Origin of the sequence: Enterobacter sp. I4 (genome assembly GCF_022669095.1) — a bacterium.
In the GTDB taxonomy this organism is placed as follows: Bacteria; Pseudomonadota; Gammaproteobacteria; order Enterobacterales; family Enterobacteriaceae; genus Enterobacter; species Enterobacter pasteurii.
The window spans coordinates 277,702-301,946 of sequence record NZ_JALBUO010000002.1 but is presented as its reverse complement, the minus strand read 5'-3'; the positions used below and the strand labels follow the sequence as shown (position 1 = coordinate 301,946).

The 24,245-nt window shown below is 54.8% G+C and carries 21 protein-coding genes; 14 read left to right on the top strand and 7 right to left on the bottom strand.

Going from position 1 to position 24,245, the window contains the following annotated elements:
• The first annotated feature begins 138 nt into the window (after positions 1–138).
• Positions 139–1,539 (top strand): H(+)/Cl(-) exchange transporter ClcA, encoded by a 1,401-nt coding sequence (gene clcA / locus MOQ06_RS13775; RefSeq protein ID WP_242173564.1) that lies wholly within the window; start codon positions 139–141, stop codon positions 1,537–1,539.
• Between the two features lie 85 nt (positions 1,540–1,624).
• Positions 1,625–1,969 carry an iron-sulfur cluster insertion protein ErpA gene (gene erpA / locus MOQ06_RS13770; protein WP_003856230.1) on the top strand — a complete coding sequence of 115 codons (345 nt, stop codon included), beginning with the start codon at positions 1,625–1,627 and terminating at the stop codon, positions 1,967–1,969.
• Positions 1,970–2,048: 79 nt separating this feature from the next.
• Here erpA and MOQ06_RS13765 read toward each other — a convergent pair whose 3' ends face one another.
• Genes MOQ06_RS13765 through mtnN form a run of 3 tightly spaced genes read right to left on the bottom strand, consistent with a single transcriptional unit; the run spans position 2,049 to position 4,196 of the window.
• Positions 2,049–2,672 carry a TRIC cation channel family protein gene (locus MOQ06_RS13765; protein ID WP_148420133.1) on the bottom strand — a complete coding sequence of 208 codons (624 nt, stop codon included), beginning with the start codon at positions 2,670–2,672 and terminating at the stop codon, positions 2,049–2,051.
• A 23-nt stretch (positions 2,673–2,695) separates the two neighbouring features.
• Positions 2,696–3,505, bottom strand: coding sequence for a vitamin B12 ABC transporter substrate-binding protein BtuF (gene btuF / locus MOQ06_RS13760; RefSeq protein ID WP_242173561.1), 810 nt, complete (start codon positions 3,503–3,505; stop codon positions 2,696–2,698).
• The gene (gene mtnN / locus MOQ06_RS13755) at positions 3,498–4,196 is read right to left on the bottom strand and encodes a 5'-methylthioadenosine/S-adenosylhomocysteine nucleosidase (protein WP_242173557.1); all 699 of its coding nucleotides are present in this window, start codon (positions 4,194–4,196) and stop codon (positions 3,498–3,500) included. The genes btuF and mtnN overlap by 8 nt, the downstream gene beginning before the upstream one ends.
• An 82-nt stretch (positions 4,197–4,278) precedes the next feature.
• Between mtnN and dgt the strand changes: the two genes are divergently transcribed.
• From dgt to MOQ06_RS13740, 3 genes are all read left to right on the top strand, one after another.
• Entirely contained in the window at positions 4,279–5,793 is a 1,515-nt protein-coding gene (gene dgt / locus MOQ06_RS13750) for a dGTPase (protein ID WP_148420136.1), read from the top strand.
• Positions 5,794–5,925: 132 nt separating this feature from the next.
• Positions 5,926–7,362: a serine endoprotease DegP gene (degP, locus tag MOQ06_RS13745; protein ID WP_148420137.1), complete on the top strand. Its 1,437-nt coding sequence runs from the start codon at positions 5,926–5,928 to the stop codon at positions 7,360–7,362.
• 153 nt (positions 7,363–7,515) lie between these two features.
• On the top strand, positions 7,516–8,673 hold the full coding sequence (locus tag MOQ06_RS13740; protein ID WP_003856217.1) for a CdaR family transcriptional regulator: 1,158 nt from the start codon (positions 7,516–7,518) through the stop codon (positions 8,671–8,673).
• Positions 8,674–8,753: 80 nt separating this feature from the next.
• Here MOQ06_RS13740 and MOQ06_RS13735 read toward each other — a convergent pair whose 3' ends face one another.
• The 4 genes from MOQ06_RS13735 to map form a co-directional block, all read right to left on the bottom strand.
• Positions 8,754–9,140, bottom strand: a complete 387-nt coding sequence (locus MOQ06_RS13735) for a DUF3461 family protein (protein ID WP_242173555.1) — start codon at positions 9,138–9,140, stop codon at positions 8,754–8,756.
• Positions 9,141–9,251: 111 nt separating this feature from the next.
• Positions 9,252–10,076, bottom strand: a complete 825-nt coding sequence (dapD, locus tag MOQ06_RS13730) for a 2,3,4,5-tetrahydropyridine-2,6-dicarboxylate N-succinyltransferase (RefSeq protein ID WP_008501915.1) — start codon at positions 10,074–10,076, stop codon at positions 9,252–9,254.
• 32 nt (positions 10,077–10,108) lie between these two features.
• Complete coding sequence (gene glnD / locus MOQ06_RS13725) at positions 10,109–12,784, bottom strand: bifunctional uridylyltransferase/uridylyl-removing protein GlnD (protein ID WP_242173552.1); 2,676 nt, start codon at positions 12,782–12,784, stop codon at positions 10,109–10,111.
• A gap of 62 nt (positions 12,785–12,846) precedes the next feature.
• Positions 12,847–13,641, bottom strand: a complete 795-nt coding sequence (gene map / locus MOQ06_RS13720; protein WP_148420140.1) for a type I methionyl aminopeptidase — start codon at positions 13,639–13,641, stop codon at positions 12,847–12,849.
• A gap of 321 nt (positions 13,642–13,962) precedes the next feature.
• Here map and rpsB point away from each other — a divergent pair, with 321 nt between their 5' ends.
• From rpsB to bamA, 9 genes are all read left to right on the top strand, one after another.
• The gene (rpsB, locus tag MOQ06_RS13715; RefSeq protein WP_003856207.1) at positions 13,963–14,688 is read left to right on the top strand and encodes a 30S ribosomal protein S2; all 726 of its coding nucleotides are present in this window, start codon (positions 13,963–13,965) and stop codon (positions 14,686–14,688) included.
• Positions 14,689–14,805: 117 nt separating this feature from the next.
• Entirely contained in the window at positions 14,806–15,657 is an 852-nt protein-coding gene (gene tsf, locus MOQ06_RS13710; RefSeq protein WP_003856196.1) for a translation elongation factor Ts, read from the top strand.
• 151 nt (positions 15,658–15,808) lie between these two features.
• The gene (gene pyrH / locus MOQ06_RS13705) at positions 15,809–16,534 is read left to right on the top strand and encodes a UMP kinase (RefSeq protein WP_008501910.1); all 726 of its coding nucleotides are present in this window, start codon (positions 15,809–15,811) and stop codon (positions 16,532–16,534) included.
• A gap of 167 nt (positions 16,535–16,701) precedes the next feature.
• A complete protein-coding gene (gene frr / locus MOQ06_RS13700; RefSeq protein ID WP_003856180.1) occupies positions 16,702–17,259 on the top strand; it encodes a ribosome recycling factor in 558 nt (185 codons plus the stop codon).
• 92 nt (positions 17,260–17,351) lie between these two features.
• A complete protein-coding gene (gene ispC / locus MOQ06_RS13695; RefSeq protein WP_176608673.1) occupies positions 17,352–18,551 on the top strand; it encodes a 1-deoxy-D-xylulose-5-phosphate reductoisomerase in 1,200 nt (399 codons plus the stop codon).
• A 185-nt stretch (positions 18,552–18,736) separates the two neighbouring features.
• Complete coding sequence (gene ispU / locus MOQ06_RS13690) at positions 18,737–19,495, top strand: (2E,6E)-farnesyl-diphosphate-specific ditrans,polycis-undecaprenyl-diphosphate synthase (RefSeq protein ID WP_047051280.1); 759 nt, start codon at positions 18,737–18,739, stop codon at positions 19,493–19,495.
• Positions 19,496–19,507: 12 nt separating this feature from the next.
• Positions 19,508–20,365 (top strand): phosphatidate cytidylyltransferase, encoded by an 858-nt coding sequence (gene cdsA, locus MOQ06_RS13685; protein ID WP_176608672.1) that lies wholly within the window; start codon positions 19,508–19,510, stop codon positions 20,363–20,365.
• An 11-nt stretch (positions 20,366–20,376) separates the two neighbouring features.
• Complete coding sequence (gene rseP / locus MOQ06_RS13680; protein WP_148420143.1) at positions 20,377–21,729, top strand: sigma E protease regulator RseP; 1,353 nt, start codon at positions 20,377–20,379, stop codon at positions 21,727–21,729.
• A gap of 31 nt (positions 21,730–21,760) precedes the next feature.
• Complete coding sequence (bamA, locus tag MOQ06_RS13675) at positions 21,761–24,178, top strand: outer membrane protein assembly factor BamA (RefSeq protein WP_193355745.1); 2,418 nt, start codon at positions 21,761–21,763, stop codon at positions 24,176–24,178.
• Positions 24,179–24,245 lie beyond the last annotated feature (67 nt).

Genomic DNA, 24,245 nt, shown 5'->3' with positions numbered 1-24,245 from the left:
ATTCTAAGTGATCCGGATGAGGTTATAAAATTTTTGCCCCGTAAAGGGCTTAACAATTGTTAAGTATTTTTCAGGGGACGAGGGGACTGTCTCTGGTAAAATCCCTGCGGCCATTTGTATGACGAAACAGAAAAGGTAATGAACGAGAACACTCCGTCTTTTGAACAACAGCAGTTTACGCGCGCGAAGCGCCGGGTCAGCATCCGGCGGCTGCTCAACCGTGACAAAACCCCGTTAGCCATTCTGCTGGCAGCTGCCGTTGTGGGCACGCTGGCCGGTCTCGTGGGCGTCGCGTTTGAGAAAGCCGTCAACGCGGTGCTCAACTGGCGCATAGGCACCGTCGCCAGCTTTGCGGATCGTGAATGGCTGGTCTGGGCGTGGGCCTTTGGCCTTTCGGCCCTGTTTGCCATGGTGGGCTATTTCCTGGTACGTAAATTCGCACCCGAAGCGGGCGGCTCGGGGATCCCGGAAATTGAAGGGGCGCTGGAAGAGCTACGCCCGGTTCGCTGGTGGCGCGTGCTTCCTGTGAAATTTATCGGCGGGATGGGAACGCTCGGGGCGGGAATGGTGCTCGGACGGGAAGGACCAACGGTACAGCTGGGCGGTAACGTCGGGCGTATGGTCGGCGATCTGTTCCGTATGCGCAGCGCCGAAGCGCGCCATACGCTGCTGGCGACGGGGGCGGCGGCCGGGCTGTCTGCCGCGTTCAATGCGCCGCTGGCGGGGATCCTGTTCATTATCGAAGAGATGCGCGCCCAGTTCCGCTACAACCTTATCTCCATTAAAGCGGTGTTTACCGGTGTGATTATGTCGAGCATCGTCTTTCGCATCTTTAACGGCGAAGGGGCGGTGATTGAGGTGGGTAAGCTGACCAACGCGCCGGTCAACACCCTGTGGCTGTATCTGGTGCTTGGCATGATTTTTGGCGTGGTCGGCCCGCTTTTCAATACGCTGATTTTACGTGCGCAGGATATGTTTCAGCGCATCCACGGCGGAAACACCACCCGATGGGTGCTGGTGGGGGGCCTGCTCGGCGGAGTGTGCGGGATCCTCGGCTTTATCGAACCGAACGCGGCAGGCGGCGGATTTGGGCTGATACCCGTTGCGGCGGCGGGCAATTTTAGCGTCGGCCTGCTGCTGTTTATGTTTATCTCGCGGGTGATTACCACCGTGCTCTGCTTCTCCTCCGGCGCGCCGGGAGGGATTTTTGCCCCGATGCTGGCGCTGGGCACGCTGCTGGGTACCGCGTTTGGGATGGCGGCGGCGGTTGGCTTCCCTGCCTATCATCTGGATGCCGGGACGTTTGCCGTTGCGGGGATGGGGGCGCTGCTGGCGGCCTCCCTGCGCGCGCCGCTGACCGGGATCGTGCTGGTGCTGGAAATGACCGATAATTACCAGCTCATTTTGCCAATGATCATTACCTGCCTCGGCGCGACACTATTAGCCCAATTCCTGGGTGGAAAACCGCTATACTCCACCATTCTTGCCCGTACCCTGGCGAAACAGGATGCTGAACAGGCCCTGAAGCACAATACTTGAATGAATTACCAGGGTATTAGATAATGACAAAAAGAATTGGGTGATTTTTACCCAATAGCAGTAGCAGTATTCATGGGAGCATAAGATGAGTGATGACGTAGCGTTGCCGCTGGAATTTACCGAAGCAGCAGCGAAAAAAGTGAAAACCCTGATTGCCGACGAGGACAATCCGGATCTGAAACTGCGTGTTTATATTACCGGCGGCGGCTGCAGCGGCTTCCAGTATGGTTTTACCTTTGACGACCAGGTTAACGATGGTGATATGACTATCGAGAAGCAGGGCGTCGCGCTGGTGGTTGACCCGATGAGCCTGCAATACCTCGTCGGCGGTTCGGTGGATTACACCGAAGGTCTGGAAGGGTCGCGCTTTGTGGTGACGAACCCTAACGCGACCAGCACCTGCGGGTGTGGATCGTCGTTCAGCATCTAATGTTGCGGACGGTGCGGGCTGAGCCTCTCACCCCGGCAGACACGAAAAACGGTAACCTGGCGGTTACCGTTTTTGCTTTTTACCTTCCATTTTCGTCCAGCGCAAAGGTCGGCAGCTTCAGGTGCCAGCGTATCGCCGCTAAACGTATTACCAGCGTCACGACCATCCCCAGCATTGCCGCGTTCTCCAGCGGGATAGCGAAGGTGTAATACGCCGTAGCGTGTACAATCCCCCCGATGATACAGGCCGTCGCGTAGATTTCCGTTCGCAGGATCATCGGCACTTCTCGCGCCAGGATATCGCGAATGATCCCGCCGCCCACGCCGGTCAACACGCCCATACAGATCGCCACCAGTGGGCCAGTCCCTGCTATAAAGGCTTTATTCACGCCGATTCCGACAAAGACCGCCAGACCGACGGCGTCCAGTACCGGCAGCACCCATTTGGGAAGCCTGCGCGGCTGACGGACCAGCACGATGGTTAACAGACAGGTGACCATCGCCACGACCAGATCCGTTGGATCTTTCACCCAGAATACCGGGCCGTTCGCCAGCGCCATGTCGCGGATCGTTCCGCCCCCCACCGCCGTGACGACGCCGAGCACCAGAACGCCAAAAGGATCCATGCGTAGTTTTCCGGCAAGCAAAACGCCGGAGATAGCAAAAACGGCTGTGCCAAGAATATCCAGCCAATACACGAGCATCGTTAAATCCTCGAATGGGGTGTTTATCTGTTTGTATGACCCTCTGCCAGTTCGGCACAGAGTTGTTTTGCGGCGAGGATAATACGCGGGCTGGCCCGTTCAAACCAGTCGCTGTTGAGTGCAATCACCGGTATTTTAAGCTGCCGGTGCCAGAATTGTTTAATTTTAGGAATCTCGCTCGCATTTCCGACCACCACAATGGCCTGCGGTTGTCGTGCCAGAACCTGCTCCCGGCTGACCTGTGGCCAGGGTACCCGGCTGTCGGCAAAGATATTTTCACCCCCGCACGTCTCAAGCACCTGATTCTGGATCGAGCCTTTCCCGGTTGTGAACAACGGCTGCGTGCCGAATTGCAGAAATACGCGCTGCTTTTTTAGCGTACCGTACCGGCTTTTCAGCGCGGCATAGTCACTGAGCATTTGCCCGGCTGCCCGCTCGGCTTGCTGCGGGGTTGGGCTAAAGGGCGCGAGGTCGCGCAGGGCTTGCGCCACCTGTTCGATGCTCTCCGCGTCCACCCATTTCACCTTTATACCCAGCGACGAAAGCTGCTTCACCTGCCGTTCGGCATTGCCGCCGCGCCAGGCGAGGACGAGATCGGGCCTGAGCGCCACGATACGCTCCAGGTTCATTCCCTGCCAGGTGGCTACCTGTTCAATATGGGCGGCCTGAGGTGGGTAATCGGAAAAGCTGCTTACCCCAACGGGGGTGATCCCGGCGGCAAACGCTAGTTCCGTATTGGCGGGGGAGAGGGCGATCACCCGCGGCGCGGCGGTGAGCCAGGCCGGAGCGAGCAGAAGCAGGGCGACCAGCGCCCTGAAGGACGGCTTACCCACGCGCCAGTTTCTGCACCAGGGTTTCCACCATCACGGTGGACTGTTTGGCTGCAACGGCCAGGAATTCGTCGAAGCTGATGTGGGACTGCTGGTCAGCCACGTCAGAAATCGCGCGAACGACCACGAACGGTACGCCAAAGTTGTGGCACACGTGCGCAATGGCCGTGGCTTCCATCTCAACGGCGACGGCCTGCGGGAAGTTATGGCGGATTTTTGCCAGACCGACGGAGCCGTTGATGAAGGCATCGCCGCTGACGATCAGGCCACGCACCGCATTGAGGTTGAGCTCGCTGATGCAGCCTTCAGCGGCGGCAATCAGCTTGTCATCCGCTTTAAACCCGGCCGGGCAGCCCGGAAGCTGACCATATTCGTAGCCGAAGGCGGTGACGTCTGCATCGTGGTAACGCGCTTCGTCGGAAACAACGATATCACCCACGTTCAGCGTCGGGGCAAGACCGCCCGCAGAGCCTGTGTTAATGATAACGTCAGGCTTGCAGCGCTCAAGCAGCAGGGTCGCGCCCAGTGCCGCTGCAACTTTACCGATGCCTGATTTCAGCAGAGCCACGTCAACACCGTTCAGCTGACCGGTGTAGATCTCACAGCCACCGAGGGAGAGGGTCTGACGGTTCTCAATTTTGTCACGCAGCAGCGTAACTTCTTCTTCCATTGCACCAATAATGCCGATTTTCATAGATTTACTCGCGATGTGCCTTGTTAAGATGCATAGTCTATCATGCGGTAAAGGGGAAACGCATTCTCACGCGGGGGAGCACATGGCACCAATCGATTTTCGCACCAAAATTAACTGGCACCGACGTTTCCGCTCGCCGCAGGGCGAGAAAAGCGAACATGAGATCCTGCGCATTTTCGAGAGCGATCGTGGACGCATCATCAACTCGCCCGCCATCCGCCGGTTACAGCAAAAAACCCAGGTGTTCCCGCTGGAGCGTAACGCTGCGGTGCGTACGCGACTAACGCACTCCATGGAAGTGCAGCAGGTGGGGCGCTACATTGCAAAAGAGATCCTCAGCCGCCTCAAAGAGCAGCGTCTGCTGGAAACCTACGGGCTGGATGAGCTGACCGGGCCGTTCGAAAGCATCGTTGAGATGGCCTGCCTGATGCACGATATTGGCAATCCTCCCTTCGGCCATTTCGGCGAAGCCGCCATCAACGACTGGTTTAAACAGCGCCTTTTCCCCTCCGATGCAGCAAGCCAGCCGCTGAGCGATGACCGCTGCGCGGTACGCGATTTATGCCTGCGCGAGGGCGAGGAGAGCCTGAACGATCTGCGCCGCAAGGTGCGTCAGGATCTGTGTCACTTCGAAGGTAACGCGCAGGGCATACGCCTGGTGCACTCTCTGATGCGCATGAACCTGACCTGGGCTCAGGTAGGCTGCATTCTCAAATATACCCGTCCCGCATGGTGGATGGGGGAAACACCCGCCACCCATAGCTACCTGATGAAAAAGCCGGGCTATTACTTATCGGAAGAGGCCTATATTGAGCGGTTGCGTAAAGAACTGTCGCTGACGCCTAATGGCCGTTTCCCGTTAACGTGGATTATGGAAGCCGCTGACGACATTTCATATTGCGTGGCCGATCTGGAAGACGCGGTGGAAAAAAGAATATTCAGCGTCGAGGAGCTTTATCAGCATCTTCGTGATGCCTGGGGAGAGCATGAAAAAGGGTCTCTGTTTGCACAGGTCGTCGAGAATGCATGGGATAAATCGCGCTCAAATTCGCTGAGCCGGAGCACTGAAGATCAGTTCTTTATGTATTTACGGGTCAACACGCTGAATAAACTGGTGCCGTATGCAGCCGCGCGTTTCATTGATAATTTGCCGATGATATTTAGCGGAGAATTTAATCACGCCCTGCTGGAAGATGAGAGTAGTTTTAGTCAGCTTCTCGAATTATATAAACACGTGGCCGTTCGCCATGTTTTCAGCCATCCGGATGTTGAACAGCTGGAGCTGCAGGGATATCGGGTTATCAGTGGGCTGCTGGAGATTTATGCTCCTTTACTCCAGCTCCCGGTCGATGAGTTCAGCGAGCTGGTAGAAAACGAACGCGTCCGCCGCCTGCCTATTGAGTCTCGCCTCTATCAAAAGCTTTCGACCCGCCACCGGCTGGCATACGTCGAAGCCATCAGTAAAATAGATCGGCAATCTTCCCGCTGGCCGGTACTGGAATATTATTATCGCTGCCGGCTCATCCAGGACTATATCAGCGGGATGACGGATTTGTATGCCTGGGATGAATACCGCAAGCTGATGGCCGTGGAATAAGCCGTGAGTTTTGTAAAGACGGCCAATAAATTTTTACTTTTTCCATAAACTTATCCCCGGAACTAAGCGGTATAAAACGAATCTGAGTTACACAGCAATTTTGCGTTATCTGGTAAATCGAGATTGAGAAACATGAAAAAAACCACATTAGCAATGAGTGCACTGGCTCTGAGTTTAGGTTTAGCGCTGTCTCCTCTGTCTGCTACGGCAGCCGAGACGGCTTCGTCGGCAGTCCCTGCGCAGCAGATGCCAAGCCTGGCCCCGATGCTCGAAAAAGTGATGCCATCGGTGGTGAGTATCAACGTTGAGGGCAGCACAACCGTCAATACGCCGCGCATGCCGCGTAACTTCCAGCAGTTCTTCGGCGATAATTCGCCATTCTGCCAGGACGGTTCGCCATTCCAGAGTTCACCGTTCTGTCAGGGCGGCGGTCCAGGGGATAATGGTCAGGGCGGCGGCCAGCAGCAGAAATTCATGGCGCTTGGCTCGGGCGTGATTATTGACGCCGCGAAAGGCTACGTGGTGACCAATAACCACGTGGTAGATAATGCGAACGTTATTAAAGTGCAGATGAGCGATGGCCGTAAATTCGACGCCAAAGTGGTGGGTAAAGATCCGCGCTCCGACATCGCGCTGATTCAGATTCAGGATCCGAAGAACCTGACGGCGATTAAGCTTGCCGACTCGGACGCGCTGCGCGTTGGCGATTACACCGTCGCCATCGGTAACCCGTTCGGTCTGGGCGAAACCGTCACCTCGGGTATCGTCTCTGCGCTGGGGCGTAGTGGCCTGAACGCGGAAAACTATGAAAACTTCATCCAGACGGATGCGGCCATTAACCGCGGTAACTCCGGCGGTGCGCTGGTGAACCTGAACGGTGAGCTTATCGGTATTAACACCGCTATTCTGGCACCGGACGGGGGTAACATCGGTATCGGCTTTGCTATCCCGAGCAACATGGTGAAAAACCTGACCGCGCAGATGGTGCAGTACGGTCAGGTGAAACGCGGTGAGCTGGGTATCATGGGTACCGAGCTGAACTCAGAGCTGGCGAAAGCGATGAAGGTTGACGCTCAGCGCGGCGCGTTCGTGAGCCAGGTCATGCCGAACTCCTCTGCGGCAAAAGCCGGTATTAAAGCAGGTGACGTCATTACCTCTCTCAACGGGAAGCCGATCAGCAGCTTTGCCGCCCTGCGTGCGGAAGTGGGGTCAATGCCAATCGGCAGTAAAGTCACCCTCGGCCTGCTGCGTGAAGGTAAGCCGGTTAACGTGAGCCTGGAACTCCAGCAGAGCAGCCAGAATCAGGTAGATTCCAGCACCATCTTCAGCGGTATTGAAGGGGCTGAGATGAGCAACAAAGGGGCGGATAAAGGCGTGGTGGTGAATAACGTAAAAGCGAATTCGCCAGCGGCCCGTATCGGCCTTAAAAAAGGTGATGTCATCATGGGCGCTAACCAGCAGCCGGTGAAAAACATTGCTGAACTGCGCAAAATTCTCGACAGCAAGCCTTCCGTGCTGGCCCTGAATATTCAGCGTGGTGATACCTCTATTTATCTCCTGATGCAGTAATCCCTCAGGCCCCTGCCTACAACAGGCAGGGGCTTTCTTTTTTTCTGTGACCCTTAGCACAACTCCATACATCTCTCTCTGCCTTTGGGCATTTGCACAATGCGGCCGTAACTGAACTCCCCTATGCTTGAGCTCTGCTCACGGGAGGGTTATATGGCTGGCTGGCATCTTGATACCAAAATGGCGCAGGATATCGTGGCGCGAACCATGCGCATCATTGATACCAATATCAACGTAATGGATGCCCGTGGACGCATCATCGGCAGTGGCGATCGTGAGCGTATTGGGGAATTGCACGAAGGGGCGCTGCTGGTGCTCTCTCAGGGGCGCGTGGTGGACATTGATGACGCCGTGGCGAAACACCTGCACGGGGTGCGCCAGGGAATCAACCTGCCGCTGCGTCTCGAAGGCGAAATTGTTGGCGTCATCGGTCTGACCGGCGATCCTGAATCTTTACGCAAATACGGCGAGCTGGTCTGCATGACGGCAGAGATGATGCTGGAGCAGTCGCGCCTGATGCACCTGCTGGCGCAGGACAGCCGCCTGCGCGAAGAGCTGGTGATGAATTTGATACAGGCGGAGGAGCACACGCCAGCCCTGAGCGAGTGGGCGCAGCGTCTGGGTATCGACCTGAATCAGCCGCGCGTGGTCGCCGTCATCGAGGTGGATAGCGGACAGCTTGGCGTGGACAGCGCCATGGTGGAGCTACAGCAGCTGCAAAACATGCTGGCGACGCCGGAGCGTAATAACCTGGTGGCGATAGTTTCCCTGACGGAAATGGTGGTGCTTAAGCCCGCGCTTAATCAGTTTGGCCGCTGGGACGCGGAAGATCATCGTCGTCGCGTTGAGCTGCTCATCGAGCGCATGAAGGAGAACGGTCAGCTCCGTTTTCGCGTCGCGCTCGGGAATTACTTTACCGGACCGGGAAGCATCGCCCGTTCATGGCGAACGGCGCGCACCACCATGATGGTGGGCAAGCAGCGCATGCCGGAAAGCCGCAGCTATTTCTATCAGGATCTGATGCTGCCGGTCCTGCTCGACAGCCTGCGGGGCGGCTGGCAGGCCAACGAGCTGGCGCGTCCGCTGGTGCGTCTGAAGGCGATGGATAACAACGGATTGCTGCGCCGCACGCTGCAGGCGTGGTTCCGGCATAACGTGCAGCCGCTGGCAACGTCAAAAGCGCTGTTCATACATCGTAATACGCTGGAGTATCGGCTTAACCGGATTTCGGAACTGACGGGGCTGGATCTGGGGAATTTCGACGACCGGCTGCTGCTGTATGTGGCGCTGCAGCTGGACGAACAGCGATAGCTGAGTGCGGTATGGTGCCCTCACCCACAGGGAGAGGGCGCAAACACTAAAAACGGCAATCAAGGATTGCCTTTTTGCTTTTATTTCCGCGTCAATTTCTCAAGATCCGCTTCAATCTCGCTGATCTTATGGGTAACAACGCTTTCCAGGTGACGCAGATCGTCAAGGATCTTACGCTTAAGGTCGACTTCGCTGCGATCGCGCTGGCAAATCTGATCGAGCTCGTCGATCACGTAGCGCAGGTTAGGGCTGATTTCCTGTACTTCTTTATATCCCTGACCGATACCGTCAGCGACAACGGTCTTACGCTGGCGTGGGTATTTAAACTTCACGCTTTTGGCGAAAAACTCTCCTTTGTCTTTTTGAAAATAGATTTTCAAAATATCGTTATTGGCTTCCTGGCGGAGACTATAACGATCAATTTCATCAGGATTGGTAATGCCCAGACTTTTCAGATTATCGTACATAGCGGTACCCTTGATCTCAACATAACCTATGAATAATTAACGAAAAAATCTATTTTCGCCACCTCGGGATATAAAAAAAGCGGGGTTGCCCCCGCTTTTTGTTATACCTGATTAATCGATGGTGCGCAGCAGTTCGTTGATGCCCACTTTACCGCGGGTTTTGGCGTCCACCTTTTTCACGATAACCGCGCAGTAGAGGCTGTATTTGCCATCTTTAGACGGCAGGTTGCCGGAAACCACAACGGAACCGGCCGGTACGCGGCCGTAGTGAACTTCACCGGTTTCGCGGTCGTAAATGCGGGTGCTCTGGCCGATGTAGACGCCCATGGAGATCACGGAACCTTCTTCTACGATCACGCCTTCAACCACTTCGGAACGCGCGCCGATGAAGCAGTTGTCTTCAATGATGGTTGGGTTAGCCTGCAGCGGCTCCAGCACGCCACCGATGCCTACGCCGCCGGACAGGTGTACGTTTTTACCAATCTGCGCGCATGAACCCACGGTTGCCCAGGTATCGACCATGGTGCCTTCGTCAACGTAGGCACCGATATTCACGTAGGATGGCATCAGCACGGTGTTGCGTGCGATGAAAGCGCCCTGGCGAACCGCCGCAGGCGGCACCACGCGGAAGCCCTCTTTCTGGAAGCGCGCTTCGTCGTAATCCGCAAATTTCATTGGCACTTTATCGAAGTAGCGGCTTTCTGCTCCGTCGATAACCTGGTTATCGTTGATACGGAAAGAGAGCAGTACAGCTTTCTTCAGCCATTGATGAGTAACCCACTGACCGTCGATTTTTTCTGCCACGCGCAGCGCGCCGGAATCCAGCAGGGAAATAACCTGGTTAACCGCTTCACGGGTCACGGTATCCACATTTGCCGGAGTGATCTCGGCGCGACGCTCAAAAGCGGACTCAATAACGTTCTGTAACTGCTGCATTGTTTACTCTTTCCATTTCACTAAAAAAAACGTCACCCTTTATCGTTTGGATTGAGGGCTGCTGTCAACCGTTGTTGCACTTCAAGCTGCAGGTCATTATTAAGGGCACGCCGGTCGGCGGTGGCGATTATAAATAAATCTTCTACTCGCTCGCCAATGGTTGTAATTCGGGCGCCGTGAAGCGAAATTCCCAGATCGGCAAAAACCTGGCCGACGCGGGCGAGCAGCCCCGGCTGGTCGAGTGCGATCAGCTCCAGGAACGATTTACGATCCGTATGGGTCGGCAGGAAATTGACCTCGGTATCGACGGTAAAGTGGCGCAATTTTGCCGGCTGGCGACGCGGCTGCGGTGGCTGCCAGCTGCGCTGGGTGATGGCCTGCTCCAGGCCGAAGCGTATCCCTTCATGCCTGTCCGCCGACAGCGGGCTGCCGTCCGGCTCCAGCACAATAAAGGTGTCCATCGCCATGCCGTCGCGGGTGGTAAAAATCTGCGCGTCGTGAACGCTCAGGTTACGCCTGTCCAGCTCGGCACAGACCGCGGCGAACAGATAAGGCCGGTCCGGGCTCCAGATAAAGATTTCAGTCCCTCCGCGCGTGGCCTGCGGGCTGAGCAGGATCAGCGGCTTCGACAGGTCATGCTTCAGCAGATGCCGCGCGTGCCAGGCAAGCTGGTTTGGGCTGTGGCGCACAAAGTAGTTGGCGCGACAGCGCGCCCAAATCTGATGCAGCGCCTCTTCGTTAATGTTATCCATTCGCAGCAGCGCCAGCGCCTGCAGCTGGTGGTGGCGGACGCGCTCGCGCATGTCCGGCGTATTCTGCATCCCGCGACGCAGCTGTTTTTCAGTGGCGAAGTACAGCTCGCGCAGCAGGCTCTGCTTCCAGCTGTTCCACAGGGTTTCGTTGGTGGCGCAAATATCGGCCACCGTCAGGCAGACCAGATAGCGCAGGCGGTTCTCCGTCTGGACCTCTTCTGCAAACTGCTTGATCACTTCCGGATCCTGAATATCACGTCGCTGTGCGGTTACCGACATCAGCAGGTGATGGCGAACCAGCCAGGCCACCAGCTGCGTTTCGCGCGAGTTCAGCCCATGCAGCTCGGCAAACTTGAGCACGTCCTGGGCACCCAGCACCGAGTGGTCACCGCCGCGACCTTTGGCGATGTCGTGGAACAGCGCGGCAATCAGGATCAGCTCCGGGTGCGCCAGGCGCGGCCACAGCTCAACGCACAGCGGATGGCGGGAACGGGTCTCTTCTTTGGCGAAACTTTCCAGCTTGAGCATGACGCGGATCGTGTGTTCATCCACCGTATAGGCGTGGAACAGATCGAACTGCATCTGCCCTACAATATGCGACCACTGCGGCATATAGGCCCACAGCACGCTGTGGCGATGCATCGGCAGCAGCCCGCGGCTGACGGCACCCGGATGACGGAGCATGCTCAGAAATAGCGAACGCGCCTCGGGGATGTAGCACAGCGGCTGCTTAAGATGACGTCGGGCATGGCGCAGGTGGCGCAGGGTGGTGGAGTAGATCCCGGTAATCGTGCTGTTGCGGACCATGGTGTAAAACATCCGCAGGATCGCTTCCGGTTCGCGGATGAACAGCGTTTCGTCGCGCAGATCGATCAGCGTGCCGCGCAGCTGAAACTCGTCATCAATCGGGCGCGGCTTTTCGTCCGCCGTCAGCGCGAGGATCGCTTCATCAAACAGCTGCAACAGCATCTGGTTCAGCTCAGTAACGCGGCGGGTGACGCGGAAGAAATCCTTCATCATCTGCTCGACCGGCTCGTTGCCTTCGCCCCGGTAATTCAGGCGCTGCGCAACGCTTAGCTGGCGGTCAAACAGCAGGCGGTTATCGTAGCGGGTTACTTCCAGATGCAGGGCGAAACGGATGCGCCAGAGCAGATGCAGGCACTCATTGAGTTCGTTACGTTCGGCCTCGGTCAGGAAACCAAAGCCGACCATTTCGTCCAGCGATGTCGCGCCAAAATGGCGACGCGCGACCCACTGCAGCGTATGGATATCGCGCAGGCCGCCGGGGCTGCTTTTGATATCCGGTTCGAGGTTGTAGCTGGTGCCGTGATAGCGATGGTGGCGCTGGTTTTGTTCTTCGACCTTTGCGGCGAAGAATTTTTCGGAGGGCCAGAAGCCGTCGCTGAAAATGTGCTTTTGCAGCTCGAGGAACAGCGCCACGTCGCCAATCAGCAGACGGGTTTCAATCAGGTTAGTGGCGACGGTGAGATCGGATAACCCTTCCAGCAGACACTCTTCCAGCGTGCGCACGCTGTGGCCCACTTCCAGCTTCACGTCCCAGAGCAGGGTCAGCAGCTCGCCAATTTTCTGCGCCCTGTCGTCCGGCAGCTTTTTACGGCTCAGGATCAGCAGGTCGATATCGGAGAGCGGGTGCAGTTCACCCCGGCCATAGCCCCCGACGGCAACCAGCGCGACGTCGCTAACCTGCCCGAAACCGTAGTCGATCCACAGACGTTGCAGGAGCTGGTCGATAAATTCAGTGCGGGCTTCAATAAGCTGCTCGGCCGATACGCCTGCGTCAAACGCGTTACCCAGCCAGCGATGGAAAACCGCCATGTGGGCTTTGATATGCGCGCAGGTCAGCTCATGCGGCGGCCAGACGCCCGGATTGTCAGGCTGGTCGGGGAGGGTGGGAAGTGCTGTGTTAGCATACTGTTCGGGTAATAGATTACTCATCGTGCGCCACCCATTAGAAAAAGCTATCGCCATTAAAAAAGCCGGCATTCGCCGGCTTCTTATCACTCAATGTTCGTCAGTATCGCCGGGATGGTGTCATCCTTGCGCAACGTCATAATTTCGCAGCCGTTGTCTGTCACCACAATAGTATGCTCGTACTGGGCAGACAAGCTTCTGTCTTTGGTTTTCACCGTCCAGCCATCCTTCATGGTGCGGATGCGGTAATCGCCCGCGTTGACCATCGGCTCGATAGTAAAGGTCATCCCTTTTTGCAGCACCACGCCGCCATCGTCTGCGTCATAGTGCAGCACCTGTGGCTCTTCATGGAAAACGCGGCCAATACCGTGACCGCAGTACTCGCGCACCACGGAGAAACCTTCCGCTTCCACAAATTTCTGAATAGCCGCACCAATGGTACGCAGGCGGATGCCCGGCTTAACCATCTTCAGCGCCAGGTAGAGGCTGTCCTGAGTGACTTTGCACAGGCGCTCGCCCAGAATAGTTGGCTTGCCCACGATGAACATTTTGGAGGTGTCGCCGTGGTAGTCGTCTTTGATGACGGTCACGTCGATATTAACGATGTCGCCATCTTTCAGCAGTTTCTCGTTATCCGGGATGCCGTGGCAAACCACTTCATTGATTGAAATGCAGACGGATTTAGGGAAGCCGTGATAGCCGAGGCAGGCGGAGACCGCGTGCTGCTCGTTGACGATATAGTCGTTACAGATGCGATCCAGTTCGCCAGTGCTGACGCCCGGTTTCACATACGGTTCGATCATTTCCAGCACTTCCGCGGCCAGACGACCGGCGACGCGCATCTTTTCAATTTCTTCAGGTGTCTTAATAGAGATAGCCATGTAATCTGTCCATCGGTGTCGATTTTTTCGACAATACTAGTGTAAGTATTGTCAATGGTATCAGTCAGGCGCACCCCGTGCCAAATTGAGAATCATTAACAGCACACTCAGCCAACAATTATTGGTTTCCGACCGTGTTTTGTGGTATAAAGCGCGCCGGACTTCCGATCCATCTCAGATACACAGGCTGGACGGGAGCGACATATCTCACTTTGTGTAACAACACACACGTATCGGCACATATTCCGGGGTGCCCTTCGGGGTCGGTAATATGGGATACGTGGAGGCATAACCCCAACTTTCAATATAGAGGTTTTAAACATGGCAACTGTTTCCATGCGCGACATGCTCAAGGCTGGTGTTCACTTTGGTCACCAGACCCGTTACTGGAACCCGAAAATGAAGCCTTTCATCTTCGGCGCGCGTAACAAAGTTCACATCATCAACCTTGAGAAAACTGTACCAATGTTCAACGAAGCCCTGGCTGAGCTGAACAAGATCTCTTCCCGTAAAGGTAAGATTCTGTTCGTTGGTACTAAGCGCGCTGCAAGCGAAGCTGTGAAAGATGCTGCTAACAGCTGCGACCAGTTCTTCGTGAACCATCGCTGGTTGGGCGGCATGCTGACCAACTGGAAAACTGTTCGTCAGTCCATCAAGCGCCTGAAAGATCTGGAAACCCAGTCTCAGGACGGTACTTTCGATAAGCTGACTAAGAAAGAAGCGCTGATGCGCACTCGTGAACTGGACAAGCTGGAAAACAGCCTGGGCGGTATCAAAGATATGGGCGGCCTGCCAGACGCGCTGTTCGTAATCGATGCAGACCACGAGCACATCGCAATCAAAGAAGCTAACAACCTGGGTATCCCGGTATTCGCTATCGTTGATACCAACTCCGATCCGGACGGTGTTGACTTCGTTATCCCGGGTAACGACGACGCAATCCGTGCTGTTAGCCTGTACCTGAGCGCTGTAGCTGCTACCGTTCGTGAAGGCCGTTCCCAGGATCTGGCTTCTCAGGCGGAAGAAAGCTTCGTAGAAGCTGAATAATAAGGTTTTACCCCTTATTAGTACCGTGTATGAATAGGGGCCCATTATCGGCCCCTTTTTTCAATTTATACTGTTTGGCCCCCGGCCGGGCAGTTCACATCTCCCGAGGATTTAAGAATGGCTGAAATTACCGCATCCCTGGTAAAAGAGCTGCGTGAGCGTACTGGCGCAGGCATGATGGATTGCAAAAAAGCGCTGACCGAAGCGAACGGCGACATCGAGCTGGCAATCGAAAACATGCGTAAATCCGGTGCGATCAAAGCAGCTAAGAAAGCAGGCAACGTTGCTGCTGACGGCGTGATCATCACCAAAATCGACGGCAACTACGGCATCATTCTGGAAGTTAACTGCCAGACTGACTTCGTTGCTAAAGATGCTGGTTTCCAGGCATTTGCTAACAAAGTTCTGGACGCAGCGGTTGCAGGCAAAATCACTGACGTTGAAGTGCTGAAAGCACAGTTCGAAGAAGAGCGTGTTGCGCTGGTTGCTAAAATCGGTGAGAACATCAACATCCGTCGCGTTGCTTCTCTCGAAGGTGACGTTCTGGGCTCTTACCAGCACGGCGCGCGTATCGGTGTTCTGGTTGCGGCTAAAGGCGCTGACGAAGAGCTGGTTAAACAGCTGGCAATGCACATCGCTGCAAGCAAACCAGAATTCGTTAAGCCAGAAGACGTATCTGCAGAAGTCGTTGAGAAAGAGTACCAGGTTCAGCTGGACATCGCGATGCAGTCTGGTAAGCCAAAAGAAATCGCAGAGAAAATGGTTGAAGGCCGCATGAAGAAATTCACCGGCGAAGTTTCTCTGACTGGCCAGCCTTTCGTTATGGATCCAAGCAAGTCTGTTGCTCAGCTGCTGAAAGAGCACAACGCTGACGTGACTGGCTTCATCCGCTTCGAAGTGGGCGAAGGCATCGAGAAAGTTGAGACTGACTTCGCAGCAGAAGTTGCTGCAATGTCCAAGCAGTCTTAATGATTGAAAAGGAGCCGCCTGAGGGCGGCTTCTTTTTGTCACCCGTCACACGAAAATCAGACAGGTTGCTGTATCCCTGTGCTGATATGCGACATATCATGTCGCCAGAATTAACCCCCATCTTAATCGTTGACAGTCTCAGGAAAGAAACATGGCTACCAATGCAAAACCCGTGTACAAACGCATTCTGCTTAAGCTGAGTGGCGAAGCGCTGCAGGGATCGGAAGGCTTCGGTATTGACGCAAGCATCCTTGATCGCATGGCACAGGAAATCAAAGAACTGGTCGAACTGGGTATTCAGGTTGGCGTGGTCATTGGCGGTGGCAACCTTTTCCGTGGTGCTGGTCTGGCGAAAGCGGGGATGAACCGCGTTGTGGGCGACCACATGGGGATGCTGGCAACCGTGATGAATGGCCTGGCGATGCGTGATGCGCTTCATCGCGCCTATGTGAACGCCCGCCTGATGTCCGCTATTCCCCTGAATGGCGTATGCGATAACTACAGCTGGGCCGAAGCCATTAGCCTGCTGCGCAACAACCGCGTGGTGATCCTCTCCGCCGGTACGGGTAACCCGTTCTTTACCACCGATTCCGCCGCCTGCCTGCGCGGTATCGAAATTGAAGCCGATGTGGTGCTGAAAGCGACCAAAGTGGATGGCGTGTTTACTGCCGATCCGGCAAAAGATCCGTCTGCGACCATGTACGATCAGCTAAGCTACAGCGAAGTGCTTGATAAAGAGCTGAAAGTGATGGATCTTGCCGCCTTTACGCTGGCTCGTGACCACAAACTGCCGATTCGTGTCTTTAACATGAACAAGCCTGGCGCGCTGCGTCGCGTTGTAATGGGCGAAAAAGAAGGCACTTTGATCACGGAATAATTTCCGTCGGCGATAAATACAGGTAAGATTCCGCTTTATTTTGTAGTGGTATCTTACCCGGACACGCCTTTGGCGTTGTCATGAATTAAACGCGACTATACTTAGCACACCTGTAGTGCTGTGCTGGCGGATAGTCTGCCTGAGACAAGTTTTCAAGGATTCGTAACGTGATTAACGACATCAGAAAAGATGCTGAAGTACGCATGGACAAATGCGTTGAAGCGTTCAAAAACCAAATCAGCAAAATCCGTACTGGCCGCGCTTCCCCAAGCCTGCTGGATGGCATCATCGTTGAATATTACGGTACGCCAACGCCGCTGCGTCAGCTGGCGAGCGTGACGGTAGAAGACACCCGTACCCTGAAAATCAACGTATTCGATCGCTCTATGAGCCCGGCCGTTGAGAAAGCGATCATGGCATCTGACCTGGGTCTGAACCCAAGCTCAGCGGGCGCGGACATTCGCGTTCCACTGCCTCCGCTGACGGAAGAGCGTCGTAAAGACCTGATTAAAGTCGTGCGTGGTGAAGCTGAGCAGGGTCGCGTTTCCGTACGTAACGTGCGCCGTGATGCGAACGATAAAGTGAAAGCGCTGCTGAAAGAAAAAGAGATCAGCGAAGACGACGATCGTCGTTCACAGGACGATATTCAGAAAATGACTGATGCTGCTATCAAGAAAATTGATGCGGCGCTGGCAGAAAAAGAAGCGGAACTGATGCAGTTCTGATTTTCGCTGTACACTGATAAACGCCGTTCAGAAGGACATTGAGTCTTGCTGGCGGCGTTTTGCTTTTATCTGGTCAAACTTTTGGGCATCTCATGAAGCATCTAACTCTTCTCGGCTCGACCGGCTCTATCGGTTGCAGCACTCTCGACGTTGTTCGCCATAATCCTGACAGCTATACCGTGACCGCGCTCGTGGCCGGGAAAAACGTGCAGCGAATGGTCGAGCAGTGCCTGGAGTTTACTCCCCGTTTTGCGGTGATGGATGATGAAGAGAGCGCCCGGCGGGTGAAAGCGCTGTTGCAGGAGCAGGGCAGCCGCACCGAGGTGCTTAGCGGACAGCAGGCGGCTTGCGATATGGCGGCGCTGGATGAGGTTGATCAGGTGATGGCGGCAATCGTCGGGGCGGCGGGTCTTCTGCCGACGCTTGCCGCTATAGATGCGGGGAAAGATGTTCTGCTGGCGAACAAAGAGTCGCTAGTGACCTGCGGCCGCCTGTTTATGGAGGCGGTAAAACAGCGTGGGGCGCGTCTTTTGCCGGTCGATAGCGAGCACAACGCGATTTTTCAGAGTTTACCTCAACCTTTTCAGCAAAACCTGGGGTACGCTGACCTGGAGCAGAATGGTGTTGTATCGATTTTGCTTACCGGGTCTGGTGGCCCGTTCCGTGAAACGCCACTGTCTGAACTGAGCGCAATGACGCCCGATCAGGCGTGTCGTCATCCAAACTGGTCAATGGGGCGTAAGATCTCCGTCGATTCGGCCACCATGATGAACAAAGGTCTGGAATACATTGAAGCTCGCTGGCTGTTCAATGCGTCAGCGAAACAGATGGAAGTGCTGATACACCCGCAGTCGGTGATTCATTCAATGGTGCGCTATCAGGACGGCAGCGTGCTGGCTCAGCTGGGCGAACCGGATATGCGCACGCCGATTGCTCATACAATGGCGTGGCCGAACCGCGTGAAGTCGGGGGTAAAGCCCCTCGATTTTAGCAAGCTGACTTCACTGACGTTTAGCGAGCCTGATTACGACCGTTATCCGTGCCTGAAACTGGCGATGACGGCTTTCGATCGGGGGCAAGCGGCGACAACCGCACTCAATGCTGCCAATGAAGTGACCGTTGAAGCATTCCTGAATCAGCAGATCCGCTTTACCGACATCGCCGCGTTGAATTTATCCGTGCTGGAGATGATGGATTTGCGTGAGCCACAGAGCGTGGAAGAGGTGCTGGCGGTTGATGCACAGGCACGCAGTGTTGCGCGTAAACAAGTGACACGTCTCGCAAGCTGGTGATAAAGCAATCACTAGTCGTCGTGCTATTTGTTAGCGTTGGGCTTCGGTGATATAGTCTGCGCCACCTGATCGCAGGTATTTGGCTTTAAGTGGTCAGGTAAGCCGTGGTTTGACACGGCTTTTTTATGTATAGGCTTCAGTATTCCTGTGTACCGTTAAATCCTTTCAGGGACTAAAAACGCGTTATGTTGTCTGCGAATCAACCAATAAGCGAAAACTTGCCAGCACATGGCTGTCGTCATGTTGCAATCATCATGGATGGCAACGGCCGCTGGGCGAAAAGACAAGGGAAGATACGAGCCTTTGGGCATAAAGCTGGGGCGAAATCCGTTCGCCGCGCCGTTTCTTTTGCCGCCAATAACGGCATTGATGCGTTAACGCTCTATGCTTTTAGCAGTGAAAACTGGAATCGACCTGCGCAGGAAGTGACGGCGCTGATGGAACTGTTCGTGTGGGCGCTCGATAGTGAAGTAAAAAGCCTGCACCGCCACAACGTCCGCCTGCGTATTATTGGCGATACCAGTCGATTTAACTCACGTCTGCAGGAACGGATTCGCAAAGCAGAAGCGCTGACGGAAAACAATACCGGCCTGACGCTCAATATCGCGGCGAATTACGGCGGACGCTGGGATATTATCCAGGGTGTTCGGCATTTGGCTGAGCAGGTTCAGGAAGGGCTGTTAAGACCCGACCAGATTGATGAAGAGGCGCTGAGTCAGCAAATCTGCATGAATGAACTGGCACCCGTGGATTTGGTTATAAGAACAGGGGGGGAACATCGCATAAGTAACTTTTTGCTGTGGCAAATTGCCTACGCCGAACTTTACTTTACTGATGTTCTTTGGCCAGATTTTGATGAACAAGACTTTGAAGGTGCGCTGCATGCCTTTGCCAATCGAGAGCGTCGTTTCGGCGGCACCGAGCCTGGTGGCGATAACGCCTGATGGGGGTAGCTTTTGCTGAAGTATCGCCTGATTTCCGCTTTTGTATTAATACCCGTCGTCATCGCAGCGCTGTTTTTACTGCCGCCGGTGGGATTCGCTATTGTTACGCTGGTGGTGTGTATGCTCGCCGCGTGGGAATGGGGGCAGCTTAGCGGCTTTACTTCGCGCACGCAGCGGGTATGGCTGGCGGTACTCTGTGGTTTTTTACTGGCCCTGATGCTGTTTACCTTGCCTGAATATCATCATGATGTTCATCAGCCGCTGGTGGCCGGATCCTTATGGATTTCGCTAGGCTGGTGGATTGCTGCGCTTGTTTTAGTGCTTTTCTATCCTGGCTCTGCGGCAATCTGGCGTAACTCTAAGGTGTTGCGCCTTATTTTTGGTCTGCTCACCATTGTGCCGTTTTTCTGGGGCATGGTCGCACTGCGCGCCTGGCACTATGACGAAAACCACTACAGCGGTGCGTTATGGCTGCTTTATGTGATGATTCTCGTCTGGGGGGCTGACTCCGGGGCCTATATGTTTGGTAAACTGTTCGGCAAACATAAACTGGCGCCGAAAGTTTCCCCGGGTAAAACCTGGCAAGGGTTCATCGGTGGCCTGTTTACGGCGGCGATCATCTCCTGGGGCTATGGCGTCTGGGCGAATCTGGAGGTTGCACCCTCAACGCTGCTGGTATGTTCGATTTTCGCGGCGCTGGCATCGGTACTGGGTGATTTAACCGAGAGTATGTTTAAGCGTGAAGCAGGGATTAAGGACAGTGGTCACCTGATTCCAGGACATGGCGGAATACTGGATCGCATTGACAGCCTGACAGCGGCTGTTCCAGTGTTTGCTTGCCTGCTTTTACTGGTGTTTGGGACGATATAACGGAAGGTTTTATGCTGAGCATTCTCTGGAATCTGGCGGCGTTCATTGTTGCACTGGGTGTACTGATTACCGTGCATGAATTTGGCCATTTCTGGGTTGCCCGGCGCTGTGGTGTACGGGTGGAGCGATTCTCGATTGGCTTTGGCAAATCGCTCTGGAAGCGCACCGATAAGCATGGCACCGAGTTTGTCATTGCTCTGATTCCCCTGGGCGGCTACGTCAAAATGCTCGACGAACGCGTCGAGCCTGTCGCTCCGGAACTTCGACACAGCGCGTTTAACAACAAAACCGTTGGACAACGTGCTGCCATCATCGCTGCCGGCCCGGTAGCCAATTTCATCTTCGCTATCTTCGCCTACTGGCTGGTATTCATCATCGGCGTGCCTGGCGTGCGTCCGGTTGTGGGTGAAATCACCTCCGGTTCTGTTGCGGCGACGGCGCAAATTACACCGGGGATGGAACTTAAAGCGATTGATGGTATCGAAACCCCTGATTGGGATGCCGTGAGGTTACAGCTGGTTGCCAAAATTGGTGATGAGCAGACGACCGTCAGCGTATCACCATTTGGTTCCGAGCAGCGGCAGGATAAAGTGCTGGATTTACGCCACTGGAGCTTCGAGCCTGACAAAGAGGACCCTGTCGCTGCACTGGGTATTCGACCGCATGGTGCCCAGATCGAGCCGGTATTAGCTGAAGTACAGGCCAATTCGGCGGCAAGTAAAGCGGGTTTACAAGCGGGTGACAGGATCGTTAAAGTCAATGGTCAGCCATTAACACAATGGATGACCTTTGTTACTCTGGTGCGCGATAATCCTGGCAGACCGCTCGCGCTGGAAGTGGAAAGGCAGGGGAGTCCGCTCTCACTGACCCTCACCCCGGATACCAAATCGGGCAGCGGTAAGGCGGAAGGGTTTGCTGGCGTCGTGCCGAAAGTGATCCCACTGCCAGACGAGTACAAGACAATACGCCAGTATGGGCCGTTTAGCGCCATCGTTGAGGCCACGGATAAAACATGGCAGCTGATGAAGCTAACGGTCAACATGTTGGGGAAACTGATTACCGGTGATGTCAAACTGAACAACCTCAGTGGGCCAATTTCGATTGCTCAGGGGGCTGGGATGTCAGCGGAGTTCGGGGTGATTTACTATCTCATGTTCCTTGCGCTGATTAGCGTGAACCTGGGGATAATCAACCTGTTCCCGCTTCCCGTGTTAGATGGGGGCCATCTGCTGTTTTTAGCGATCGAAAAGCTAAAAGGCGGACCGGTATCCGAGCGAGTTCAAGACTTTAGTTATCGCATTGGCTCGATTTTGCTGGTGCTGTTAATGGGGCTTGCACTTTTCAATGATTTCTCTCGGTTGTAAGAGAGTTAGTTAGGAAGAACGCATAATAACGATGGCGATGAAAAAGTTGCTCATAGCGTCGCTGCTGTTTAGCAGCGCCACCGTATACGGTGCTGACGGGTTCGTAGTGAAAGACATTCATTTCGAAGGCCTTCAGCGTGTCGCCGTTGGTGCGGCCCTCCTCAGTATGCCTGTGCGCCCCGGCGATACGGTTAATGATGAAGATATCAGTAACACCATCCGTGCTCTGTTTGCCACCGGCAACTTTGAGGATGTTCGCGTCCTGCGCGATGGTGATACGCTGGTGGTTCAGGTAAAAGAACGTCCAACGATTGCCAGCATCACTTTCTCCGGCAACAAGTCGGTGAAAGATGACATGCTTAAGCAAAACCTTGAAGCATCGGGTGTTCGTGTGGGGGAATCTCTGGACCGCACTACCCTTGCAGACATTGAAAAAGGTCTGGAAGACTTCTACTACAGCGTCGGTAAATACAGCGCGAGCGTGAAGGCGGTTGTTACTCCGCTGCCGCGTAACCGTGTTGACCTGAAACTGGTCTTCCAGGAAGGGGTTTCTGCGAAGATCCAGCAGATCAACATCGTGGGGAACCACGCGTTCAGCACCGACGAACTGATCTCCAACTTCCAGCTGCGGGACGAAGTGCCGTGGTGGAACGTGGTGGGCGATCGTAAATACCAGAAACAGAAGCTGGCGGGCGACCTTGAAACCCTGCGCAGCTACTATCTGGATCGCGGTTACGCCCGCTTCAATATCGATTCAACTCAGGTGAGTCTGACGCCGGACAAAAAAGGTATCTACATTACCGTTAACATCACAGAAGGCGATAAGTACACGCTTTCAGGTGTAGAGGTAAGTGGAAACCTGGCAGGGCATTCGGCTGAAATTGAATCCCTGACCAAAATTCAGCCGGGCGATCTCTATAGCGGCTCCAAAGTCACCAAAATGGAAGACAGCATTAAGAAGCTGCTCGGCCGTTATGGTTATGCTTATCCGCGCGTACAAACGCAGCCGGAAATCAACGACACGGATAAAACCGTTAAGCTTCACGTTAACGTGGATGCGGGCAACCGTTTCTACGTGCGTAAGATCCGCTTCGAAGGCAACGATACCTCCAAAGACTCCGTTCTGCGTCGCGAAATGCGCCAGATGGAAGGGGCATGGCTGGGTAGCGATCTGGTAGACCAGGGTAAAGAGCGTCTGAACCGTCTGGGCTACTTTGAAACGGTGGATACCGATACTCAGCGCGTTCCGGGCCGTCCGGATCAGGTTGATGTCGTTTATAAAGTCAAAGAGCGTAACACCGGTAGCTTCAACTTCGGTGTCGGTTACGGTACTGAAAGCGGCGTGAGCTTCCAGGTCGGTGTTCAGCAGGATAACTGGCTGGGTACAGGTTACTCTGTCGGTATCAACGGGACCAAAAACGACTACCAGACCTACTCTGAGTTCTCCGTAACTAACCCATACTTCACCGTTGACGGTGTAAGCCTGGGCGGTCGTATCTTCTACAACGACTTTAAAGCGGACGACGCGGACCTCTCTACGTATACCAACAAGAGTTACGGTCTGGACGGTACGCTCGGCTTCCCGGTTAACGAATACAACACCCTGCGTGCTGGTTTAGGTTACGTGCATAACGACCTGTCCAACATGCAACCGCAGGTGGCGATGTGGCGTTATCTGGACTCTATCGGTCAGTCGGCAAGTACGTCCAGCGATAACAACGGTTTCGCTGCGGATGACTTCACCTTCAACTACGGTTGGACCTACAACCGCCTTGACCGTGGCTTCTTCCCGACGGAAGGTTCACGCGTCAACCTGAACGGTAAAGTGACCATTCCTGGCTCTGATAACGAGTTCTATAAGGTTACGCTGGATACGGCGTCCTACTTCCCAATTGATGACGATCACAAGTGGGTCGTTCTGGGACGTACCCGTTGGGGCTACGGTGACGGTATCGGAAGCAAAGAGCTGCCGTTCTATGAGAACTTCTACGCCGGTGGTTCAAGCACCGTGCGCGGCTTCCAGTCTAATAACATCGGTCCGAAAGCGGTGTATTACGGCGGTAATGACGAAGATAACTGCGCAAGCCGTGATTCAAAACAGGTCTGTAGCTCTGATGACGCTGTAGGCGGTAACGCCATGGCCGTGGCGAGCCTCGAGTTCATCACGCCGACGCCGTTTATCAGCGACAAGTACGCGAACTCTGTCCGTACCTCCTTCTTTATGGATGCTGGTACGGTGTGGGACACCAACTGGGAGAACACCGCCCAGATGCGTGCTGCGGGAGTTCCGGACTACAGCGATCCGGGCAATATTCGCATGTCCGCAGGTATCGCATTACAATGGATGTCACCGCTGGGGCCGTTGGTCTTCTCCTACGCCCAGCCGTTCAAGAAATACGATGGAGACAAAGCGGAGCAGTTCCAGTTTAACATTGGTAAAACCTGGTAATAATCCGCTGCAAAGGAATGCGTTGGCAGTGTAGCGCTGACAACCGGCGATCGGTAACACGGTCGCC